This window comes from Enterococcus sp. PF1-24 (genome assembly GCF_029893325.1).
In the GTDB taxonomy this organism is placed as follows: Bacteria; Bacillota; Bacilli; order Lactobacillales; family Enterococcaceae; genus HY326.
This window is the reverse complement of record NZ_JARXWL010000048.1, coordinates 1-10,351: the sequence shown is the minus strand read 5'-3', so window position 1 is coordinate 10,351 and position 10,351 is coordinate 1. Positions and strand designations below refer to the sequence as shown.

The window sequence follows — 10,351 nt, the reverse complement described above, 5'->3', positions numbered from 1 at the left end:
TAAAAAAACAGAAATCCCACAAAACCATAATGGTTTTCATAGAATTTCTTTTTTTTGAAACTACGAACATAATTTACTTATGTCACAGCCCCTTTCCTACCTGTTCTATTTTTGTAAAAAAGTTCGTTGGTCTTCGCTTGAAAGCTGGCTATTTAAAGCAACTAAAAGTTTTAAGCGCGCTTTTTGACTGTTAATACCATTACAAAAAATAACGCCTAAATCAGCTAATTGTTGACCACCGCCTTCATAAGCATAAATCGTTTCTGCAATCCCGTTGAAACAGCGAGAAACTAATAAAATCGGGATGTTTTTAGCTAAGATTTTTTTTAAAGCAGGTATCGTTTTAGGGGGCAAGTTACCGGCGCCTAAGCCTTCAATCACTAAGCCAGAAATATTCATTTCTGCCAAAGCATTGAGATAATCGCCTTCCATGCCGGCATAGGCTTTAACAATCGGCACAATGCCATCAACTGCTTGAATATCAACGGTTTCGGCGGTAATTAATTGTTGCATAAAACGAATCTGGTGTTTAGTGATGATGCCAATCGGACCTAATGTTGGTGTGCGAAAAGTGGCGACATTGGTGGTATGAGTTTTCGTTACATAGCGAGCAGTATGAATTTCATCATTCATAACGACTAACACGCCTTTATTTTTTGCTTCATCACAAGCTGCCACTCGAATAGCCGATTCAAAATTGTATAAACCATCACTGCCTAATTCATTACTAGAGCGCATGGCACCAGTGACTACAATCGGTAACAGCTGACCAACAGTTATATCTAAGAAAAAGGCCGTTTCCTCTAACGTGTCTGTGCCGTGGGTGATGACAACGCCGGTAAAGCCGTCTGCTTTTCCTCGCTGAATTCGACTTTTAAGTTGTAGCATGTGCGCTGGTGTGATTTGCGGAGATGGCAGATTAAAAATGTCTTCAACGACTAATTGCGTAGCTGCTGGTAAATGAACTTGAGCAGTTAATAAGGGATTATCTTGATTCAAGCTAACACTCCCTGTTTGATTATTTTCTGCCATAGCAATAGTGCCGCCAGTATGTAAAACTAAAATTTTTTTCATAGCTTAGTCCGCCTTTTATTTTTTCACAAATAAATAAAAAATTTGAGAGGTTATTGTTGTTATTTTTTTCAGTATTTATTGTATACTAATCTATAGAAGATTGAAATAGTTAGGGAGGAAAGGGCATGTTGCGGATTGGTTTAACCCGTTTCGATGAGCATCAAGGCTTAACGGGGAAAAATCGCAGTTCTTTATATGAATATGCTAGTCATTTACCGATTGTTGAACTGGATACGGCTTATTATGCGATTCCTAAACAAACGACAGTGGCCAATTGGTTGACGCAAATTCCCGCTGATTTTCGTTTTGTGATTAAAGCTTATGCCGGTTTAACCACTCAAGAGGCAAATTCTCCCTACTTTAATTCTGTAGAAGAAATGGCTGCCGCTTTTTTAGAAGCTTTTGAACCTTTACAAAAAGCCGGTAAATTATTTTGCTTTCTTTTTCAATTTCCAGCTTATTTCACTTGTACTCCTGAAAATGTGGCTTATTTAAGAAAGTTACGTTTGTTAATGGGAGATAGTCCAATCGCCATTGAATTTCGTGATAACAGTTGGTATAGTGAAAAAGTAGTTGCTAGTATGCGGAACTTTATGGAACAAGAAAAATTTTCGTTAGCAATTATTGATGAACCGCAAGTTGCCAATCGTAGTGTACCGTTAGCTGATTTTATTACCAATTCCGAATTTACTTTAGTCCGCCTTCATGGCAGAAATTTGCAAGGCTGGCAAGAAAAAGGGCCGGATTGGCAGAAAAAGCGGACATTATATGATTATTCATTGTCAGAATTACAAGAGTTACAAAAGTTAATTGAAAAAATTCAACCAGAAACCAAGGAAGTAGCGATTATTTTTAACAATAATTCTGGCGGTCATGCTGCAGGAAATGCTTTAAGTTTGATAAAGCTACTTCATTTAGAATATAAGCATCTTAATCCTAAACAAATGACATTATTTTAACGAAGAAAGGTGGTGGGAAGTTTATGATTAAAGCAATCTTTTTTGATATTGATGGCACGCTAGTAAATAATCGTTCCCACGCCCACCCGACGACCTGGGAAGCGATTGAAGCGGCTCAAAATAAAGGTGTTTTATGCGGGGTAGCCACTGGCAGAAGCCCTGCAAAAATTAAACATTTAACCGACCATTTGCCGCTGGATATGTACGTTACTTACAACGGTCAGTTAGTTTTGGTGAATCAACAAATTGTTTATCAAAAAGCTTTTTCCCCGGAAGTTTTAGCAGAAATCGTTGATTTTGCGGATAAAAATAAGCGGGAAATTTTATTTGGGGGTAGCGATCATTTATGGGGTAGTCGGACAGTTCGTTGGGGCAATTCAACGGCAGCCAAAAGATTAGCGGCTTTTGTGCCTAAAAATTTACCTTTGCAAAAAATCAAAAATTGGCTACCCAAAAGTAAAAGTAGTCGTCAGCCCCACCGTTATTTAAATTCAGGGATTCTTGAAAAAACGGTTTACCAATGTATTTTATTAAGTAACGAAAAAGAGCAGGTCATTTTAACAGCCGCCTTGCCTAATTGTAGTTTTCAACGCTCTAACCCTTATTCAGTAGATATTACGCCTAAAGGTGGCTCGAAAATCAAAGGCATCAAAGCTTTTGCTGAAAAAAATAAGATAGAGCTTTCTGAAATCATGGCTTTTGGTGATCATTACAATGATATTGAAATGTTAACTCAAGTCGGCATTGGCGTAGCCATGGGGAACGCCCAAGCCGAAGTGAAAGCGGTGGCTGATTTCGTTACCCATTCCAACCAAGAAGATGGCATTGCCTATGCTTTGAAACACTATCAAGTAATTTAAGTTAAGAAAGAAGAGCAAAGATGGGAAAAATACGCAATCCTTTTGAAATGACAGAAGCCTTTCATGATTTATTTGGACCAGAGAAACCAGCCACTCCTATAGCTTTCAGTAAAGAAAATGCCGGTTTTAGAGCTGGTTTTAAAGTAGAAGAGCTAGTGGAATTTCTTTATGCAGCGGCGGATAATGATGCGACTGTATTTACAGAGCTGATTGAAGGTCTGCATGAAAATGTGGAAACTGCTAAAAATAAAGTTTTAGCCAAAAATGAAGCGGTGGCAGACGTGTTAGTGGGGGAAGTGGACGCTTTAGTGGATTTATTATATTTCACTTATGGTTCCTTTACTTTATTAGGCGTAGACCCAACTAAAATTTTTGAAATTGTCCATGAAGCCAATATGAATAAATGTTTTCCTGACGGTAAACCCCATTATCACCCAGTCACTAATAAAGTTTTAAAACCTGATAATTGGCAAGCAGAATTTGCACCTGAAACAAAAATCGCTAAAGAAATTGCCCGCCAACAAGCCGGAAAATAAAAAAAGACTAATTAAAACCCGCAAAAATCAAATCGCTTGGGCCTGATTTTTGCGGGTTTATTAAATTTAAATTTTAATCTAATCGAAAAATGCGTAATATAAAGCACGGATTGCGCGTGATTCTTGTTTACTTTGAATCCCGAACATAATGCTGACCTCAGAAGAACCTTGATTGATTAACTCTAAGTTGATTTTTTTGCGAGCTAAGGCGCTGGCACTTTCTGCTGTTGCGCCAACTCTTTGACGCATCCCTTCACCAACCACCATGATTAATGAAAGGTCATGAGTCATGCGCACTTCGTCAGGATTTAATTCCTTAGCGATACGGCTAACTAATTCTTCTTCTTTGCCGTCAACAAGTTGCGTTTCCCGAATAATAATAGAAACATCATCAATTCCTGAAGGCATATGCTCATAACTAATTTGCATTTCTTCTAAAACTTGTAAAACCTTACGAACAAAACCAATTTCTCGGTTTAATAAGTATTTGCTTATATATAAACTTGCAAAACCATCATCGCTGGCAATTCCGACAACCGGTGTGCCTTCGGTATCTCGTTTGCCCCGAATCATAGTACCAGGAGCAGAGGGGTTATTGGTATTTTTGATAACTACTGGAATATCGGCTTTATAACAAGGCATTAAGGCTTCGTGATGTAGCACAGAAAAGCCAGCATAAGCCAGTTCCCGCATTTCTTTAAAGGTTAATTCTTCGATAATTTCTGGTTCGTGAACGATTCCTGGATGAGCCACGAAAATCCCGTCAACATCAGTGAAATTTTCGTATAAATCAACTTTCATACCAGCAGCAACGATGGCGCCACTAACATCAGAACCGCCACGAGAGAAGGTACAAATATCACCAGCTTCAGTGTAACCAAAGAAACCAGGAATCACTAAAATTTTATTTGTTTCATGCCAACGATAAATCAACTCATAAGAATGATTTAAAATCCGGGCATTACCTGGTTCGTCAGAAACGATAATCCCTAAATCTTTAGGATTGACATATTCAGCTGGTAAGCCTTCATGACGGAAATAAGCCGCAACTAATTTGGCGTTGTTATTTTCACCACTAGCTAAAAAGGTATCGTATAGATGATTATTATCTTTTTTCGGCTCGTTACGTAAACTTTCAATATTGGCTTGGATATCTGTTAATACCCCATCTTCCGCAATTCCTAGTTCGGCAATCATGTCAGCGTAGCGAGTAATAATTTTTTGACAAATTTCATCGGTGTTGCCTTCGTTGACATAAGTATCATAGTATTCAATCAACATATCGGTAACTTTGGTGTCGTTGGAATTCCGCTTTCCCGGTGCAGAAACGACAACAAAACGTCTTGTTCGATCAGCTTTAATAATATTACATACTTTTTGTAGTTGACCAGCAGATGCCAAAGAACTGCCGCCAAATTTAACAACTTTCACACTACTCACCCCTAATTTGATTCTTATCGTTACTAGCTCTTTAAAAAAATTCTATAAAAAATGAAAGAGTTAGTTTATTTCTAATGATTCTTTAAGAATACCGAAAATAGCCCTTAAAAGCAATAGCTATTGCTTGATTTAGCTTGAACTAGCAAGCTTTTTTTCAGAATAATTAAATTATTTACAAAAAAGAGAAGTATAGATTGCGACCGGCTTTTTATAAATCTATAATTAAAGGAGTGGAGTAAGTATTTGAAGTTAAATGCTTGTTTCAAATTTTTTAAAGTGCAAAAGGAGAAAAAATGAAAAATAATTTATTAACTTATCTTATAATTGCCCTTTTTATGGTTGGTGTGGCTTGGTCAATGTTTATGCTTGTTAAACAAAAGCTAAATAAGAGAACAATCAAAAAATTAGAAAAAGAGTTAGATAAAGTCTTTTCGGCACCGGTTGACCAAGCAATAGAAATGATTGAAGTAGTTTCCTTAGCTTCAGAAAGCTATATCAAATTTTGTCAATGGCGGGAAGAATGGTATGAGCTTAGCTCTACTACAGCTGCTAATTTTGTTGGTGAATTATTGGATTTAGGACCGGTGAATGATAGCGGTCGATGTTTTAAAGCTGAAAAATTATTGATAGAGTGGACGGAACGCCTAGATAAACTACAGACAGAAATTACTGAGTTAGAAGCTAATTTTCAAGAATTAGCAAAAAAATAGCGACTATTCAGCTGTAATCCAGCAGTCTTTCGTCTGAAATCTGCAAATTATTTTTCTCTCAAGAATAGATTATGAAGTTTGCTAAAAGCAAAATTATTTATTTCGCTTAAAAAAATTCATAACTTTTTAAAAGAATTTCGTGCCAGCGGCCTTCCTTTGTGATATAATCTAGCATAGATGTTTTCGCCCTAAAAAACTTTTTTTCAGGATGAAGATTGCTTGTTCTTATGGAATTTTTGTAGTAAAATGATTATTTGCTTACTACTATTCATTTATCAATAAATAGTAAGCTTTTTCCTAAGAGTGAAGAGAAAATATAATAAATAATTGAAAATTAAAATTGACGAACATAGACGAACATAGATGTGAACGAAAGATGGAGGAAACCAGTAATGCCTAAAACCAATGTCATCATTATTATAGTCGCTGCAGCAACCGTAATTGTTGCACTAACATATTTGATTATGTATGTTATGAGAAATAACAGCAAAGGAAAATTGGCTGAGTTAGAAAAACGTAAGGAAGCCTTATTTGATTTACCTGTAATTGAAGAAGTCGATGATGTTAAAAGAATGCATATGGTTGGCCTAAGTCAAAATACCTTTCGTGAGTGGAGTGAGCGTTGGAACGAGGTTTTAAATACATCTTTCGCTGAATTAGAAAGCCAAATATTTGAAGTAGAAAACTTAAATGAAAAATTTCATTTTATGAGAGCCAGAAAAGCTGTTGCTGAAGCCGAAAAAATCATGGACGAAATGGAAACTGAAGTTGAAGAAATTCGTCGTGGCTTGCAAGAATTAAGAGAAGGGGAAGAACGGAACTCTTTAGAAGTTCAAAAAGCCCTGGATGTTTACGAAGAATTACGTAATCAATTAGCTGGTGATACATCAATTTATGGTCCCGCTTATTCTGAATTACAAAAACAAGTTAAAAATATTGAAGTTGAATTTACACAGTTTGTAACTTTAAATACTTCTGGGGACCCAATTGAAGCCCGTGAAGTTTTAGAGCAAGCAGAACAACATACTTATGAAATTTCTGATTTAATGAATCGCATTCCAGCTGTTCATGAAGAGCTTTATCAAATTTTCCCGAGTCAAATCAAAGAAATTGAAGAAGCGTATAAACGCATGATGAGAGAAAAATATGTTTTCCCTGAAAAAGAATTTAAAGCTGATATTGATCGCGTGAAAAAACGCATCAAAAATTCAATGGGCGATTTAGAAAAAACAGAAGTTGATGTTGTTGAAGTTGCTAATCGTGACACAGCGAGTTCAATTGATAGCCTTTATGACATTTTAGAACGAGAAATGGAAGGCAAACGTTATGTGACTAAAAATCGCAAAACGGTTTTATCTTACATTGAACATACCACTAAAAATAATCAACAACTTTTAGTTGAGTTGGATCACACTTCTCAAAGCTATTCTTTAAACCACAATGAATTAGGTCGTACTCGTGGTTTCCAAACTGAAATTGATGAATTAATTCGTCGTAACAATCAAATGGAACCATTATTAAAAGAACATGATATTGCTTTTTCTGAAGTTCAAAAATTCTACAAAGATGTTTATCGCGTTTTAGAAGATATCGAAGCACAACAGTTAGAGATTGATACTAGCGTTCGTGAATTACGGCAAGGTGAAAAAGTTGCCCAAGAACAAGTGGAAGCTTTTGAATTTGAACTACGTAGCTTAAAACGTTTCGTTGAGAAACAACGCTTACCTGGTTTGTCAAAAGATTATTTGGAATTTTTCTATATGGCAACTGAGCGAGTAGAACTTTTAAGCAAGTCATTAAATAAAATTCGTATCAACATGGATGAAATCAACAAGTTAGTAAAACTTTGCCAAGAAGATATTGAAAGCTTAACGAAACAAACCCATGATTTAGTTGATGCGGCAGCTTTAACTGAACAAATGATGCAATATGCTAATCGCTATCGTCATTCTCATCAAGACGTTAATTACGCAATTGAAAATGCCTTGCATTTGTTTGGTACAGAATATCGCTATCAAGAAGCTTTGGATGAAATCGGCACAGCCCTTGAACGGGTGGAACCAGGTGCTTTCCAACGTTTAGAATCTTTCTACTTTAATAATCCTGATTTAGTTTAAAAAAAGAGCTTTTAGCTCTTTTTTTGTTGCCTAGTTGCACACGCTCGCTAACAAATAGGATTATTTTTGATTTTATAAGAGTGGAAATCTTGCTTACTATAAAGTGAAAGCTTATAATGGAAAAGAATTTTATCGCGAGATTGAGGAAGGATAAATGTCATGATTTATTTTGATAATAGTAGTACAACGCCGATTTATCCCCAAGCGTTAGATACTTATATAAAAACTAGTCAACGGGTTTTTGGAAATCCATCTAGTTTGCATGGTTTAGGTACGCAAGCCAATCGTTTATTACAACAAGCTCGCCAGCAAATTGCTGACATATTAGAAGTTGCCAGTGAGGAAATCTTTTTTACAAGTGGTGGCACGGAAGGCGATAACTGGATTATAAAAGGCACAGCCTTAGCAAAAAAAGATTACGGCAAACATCTGATTATTTCAAGTGTCGAGCATCCAGCGGTGGCAGAAGCTTGTCAACAACTAGCGGCGCTAGGTTTTGAAGTTAGTTTGGCGCCAGTTGACCAAAATGGTTTTGTGAAAGTGGAGCAACTAGCTAAGTTAATTCGTTCAGATACAATTTTAGTTTCGGTGATTGGCGTCAATAATGAAGTGGGAATGATTCAGCCGCTGGCAGAAATTAGTCAGCTGCTGGAAAAATATCCTAAAATTCATTTTCACGTGGATGCAGTGCAGGCAATTGGCAAAGTTCCTAAAGAACAGTGGTTAACGCCGCGAGTTGATTTTGCTACTTTTTCAGCGCATAAATTCCACGGCCCAAGAGGCGTGGGCTTTATTTATTGGAAAAAAGGCCGGAAATTAACATCTTTGTTAGCCGGTGGTGGCCAAGAAAATAATCAACGAAGCACTACTGAAAATTTACCAGGTATTGTGGCAACCGCTAAAGCCTTGCGCTTATATCAGGAAAAAATTCAAAGTCAGCCCCAACATACGCGAGCTTTGAAACAAGCCTTAATTGCGGCTTTAAATGAATATCCGAAAGTAGAGATTTTTAGCTTAGCAACCAGTGAAAAAACGGCCCCCCATATTTTGTGCTTTGCTTTAAAAGGCGTGCGAGGAGAAGTTTTAGTTCACGCTTTAGAGGAAAAACAAATTTATATTTCTACCACTAGCGCTTGTTCCAGCCGGAAGAAAATGGCAGGCAGCACTTTAAGCGCCATGAATGTTGCGAAAACTGTTGCTGAGTGTGCGGTGCGGGTGAGTTTAGATGAAAGCAACACGATGGCGGAAGTGGAACAATTTATGGTGATTTTTAACCAGCTTTATCAAAAATTTGAAAAAATAAATTAAGAGATTTTGAAAGGATTTTATTGTGAATTATTCAGAAATTATGGTTCGCTACGGTGAACTTTCAACTAAAGGGAAAAATCGCAAAAGTTTTATTATGCAACTAGCCCAAAATGTGCGGCAAGCTTTGATTGATTTTCCTGATTTAAAAATTCATGCTGATCGTGATCGGATGCATTTACTTTTAAATGGAGAAAACAGTCAAGAAATTATTCCTAAATTAACCAAAGTTTTTGGGATTCAAAGTTTTTCACCAAGTATTTATGTAGAAAAAGATTTAGAAGTGTTGAAGTCTGCTGTGCAAACGGTGATGCAAGAAATTTATACTGGCATGGAAAGCTTCAAAATTACCGCTAAACGCAGTGATCACGATTTTATTTTAGATAGTCAAGAATTGCAACAAACGTTGGGAAATGCTGTGATGGATATTTTTCCTGACATTAAGGTTCAAATGAAGCGACCAGATATTAATTTGCGGGTTGAAATTCGTCGCGATGGTGCTTATTTATCTTATGAAACGATTCGGGGCGCGGGCGGTTTACCGGTTGGAACAAGTGGAAAAGGTATGTTGATGCTTTCTGGTGGAATTGATTCACCAGTGGCGGGTTTTCTCGCTATGAAACGCGGGATGGAAGTTGAAGCGGTGCATTTTGCCAGCCCCCCTTACACCAGCCAACAAGCTTTGCAAAAAGCTAAAGAGTTAGCAGAAAAACTAACTTGCTACGGTCGCAATATTCAATTTATCGAAATACCTTTCACGGAAATTCAAGAAGAAATTAAACAGAAAAGCCCTCAAGGCTACTGGATGACGATTACACGGCGGATGATGTTGCGTTTAACCGATGCCATTCGGGAAATGCGTAAAGGCATGGTAATTGTTAATGGTGAATCTTTAGGGCAAGTGGCTTCACAAACCATTCATAGCATGGTGGTGATTAATGAAGTAACCACTACGCCAATTATTCGGCCGGTGATTACTATGGATAAAAATGAAATCATTGAAATCGCGCAAGAAATTGATACTTTTGATTTAGCGATTCAACCTTTTGAAGATTGCTGTACTATTTTTGCACCACCAAATCCTAAAACTCGGCCACAACTTGAAAAGGTTGAAAAATATGAAGAACGTTTAGATATTGAAGGCATGATGGAACGAGCTTTAGCTGGCTTAATCATTGAAGAAATTAGCAATGGAAAAGTTACTGAAAATACTGAATTTGATGATTTATTATAAATAAGGAAAGATAAGCAACGGGGGAATGCAACTACTTTTTGACACAATTTAAAAAGAGCATCTCATTTTAGTCATCTTTTTCCGGTAATCTACTGGTGAAAGGTGACCTAATTTCG

General features: G+C 36.8%; 9 protein-coding genes. 7 read left to right on the top strand and 2 right to left on the bottom strand.

Features of this window, described 5'->3' with window-relative positions; all coding sequences use genetic code 11:
- Nucleotides 1-105: 105 nt before the first annotated feature.
- Complete coding sequence (locus M2139_RS13640; RefSeq protein WP_280739389.1) at nt 106-1,074, bottom strand: asparaginase; 969 nt, start codon at nt 1,072-1,074, stop codon at nt 106-108.
- A 125-nt stretch (nt 1,075-1,199) separates the two neighbouring features.
- On the opposite strand from M2139_RS13640, the gene M2139_RS13635 reads away from it, so the two are divergent.
- The 3 genes from M2139_RS13635 to M2139_RS13625 are packed head-to-tail and all read left to right on the top strand — an operon-like array spanning nt 1,200 to nt 3,429.
- Complete coding sequence (locus M2139_RS13635; protein ID WP_280739390.1) at nt 1,200-2,033, top strand: DUF72 domain-containing protein; 834 nt, start codon at nt 1,200-1,202, stop codon at nt 2,031-2,033.
- Nucleotides 2,034-2,056: 23 nt separating this feature from the next.
- A complete protein-coding gene (locus M2139_RS13630; protein WP_280739391.1) occupies nt 2,057-2,893 on the top strand; it encodes a Cof-type HAD-IIB family hydrolase in 837 nt (278 codons plus the stop codon).
- Nucleotides 2,894-2,913: 20 nt separating this feature from the next.
- Complete coding sequence (locus tag M2139_RS13625) at nt 2,914-3,429, top strand: HAD family hydrolase (protein ID WP_280739392.1); 516 nt, start codon at nt 2,914-2,916, stop codon at nt 3,427-3,429.
- A 78-nt stretch (nt 3,430-3,507) separates the two neighbouring features.
- On the opposite strand, the gene M2139_RS13620 is transcribed toward M2139_RS13625, so the two are convergent.
- Nucleotides 3,508-4,860, bottom strand: a complete 1,353-nt coding sequence (locus M2139_RS13620; RefSeq protein WP_280739393.1) for an aspartate kinase — start codon at nt 4,858-4,860, stop codon at nt 3,508-3,510.
- 302 nt (nt 4,861-5,162) lie between these two features.
- Here M2139_RS13620 and M2139_RS13615 point away from each other — a divergent pair, with 302 nt between their 5' ends.
- The 4 genes from M2139_RS13615 to thiI all read left to right on the top strand — a co-directional run bounded on the left by M2139_RS13615 (nt 5,163) and on the right by thiI (nt 10,235).
- Entirely contained in the window at nt 5,163-5,579 is a 417-nt protein-coding gene (locus M2139_RS13615) for a septation ring formation regulator EzrA (protein ID WP_280739394.1), read from the top strand.
- Nucleotides 5,580-5,971: 392 nt separating this feature from the next.
- Nucleotides 5,972-7,696 carry a septation ring formation regulator EzrA gene (locus tag M2139_RS13610; protein WP_280739395.1) on the top strand — a complete coding sequence of 575 codons (1,725 nt, stop codon included), beginning with the start codon at nt 5,972-5,974 and terminating at the stop codon, nt 7,694-7,696.
- Nucleotides 7,697-7,855: 159 nt separating this feature from the next.
- Entirely contained in the window at nt 7,856-9,004 is a 1,149-nt protein-coding gene (locus M2139_RS13605; protein WP_280739396.1) for a cysteine desulfurase family protein, read from the top strand.
- A 22-nt stretch (nt 9,005-9,026) separates the two neighbouring features.
- Nucleotides 9,027-10,235 carry a tRNA uracil 4-sulfurtransferase ThiI gene (gene thiI, locus M2139_RS13600; RefSeq protein ID WP_280739397.1) on the top strand — a complete coding sequence of 403 codons (1,209 nt, stop codon included), beginning with the start codon at nt 9,027-9,029 and terminating at the stop codon, nt 10,233-10,235.
- The last annotated feature ends 116 nt before the right edge of the window (nt 10,236-10,351 follow it).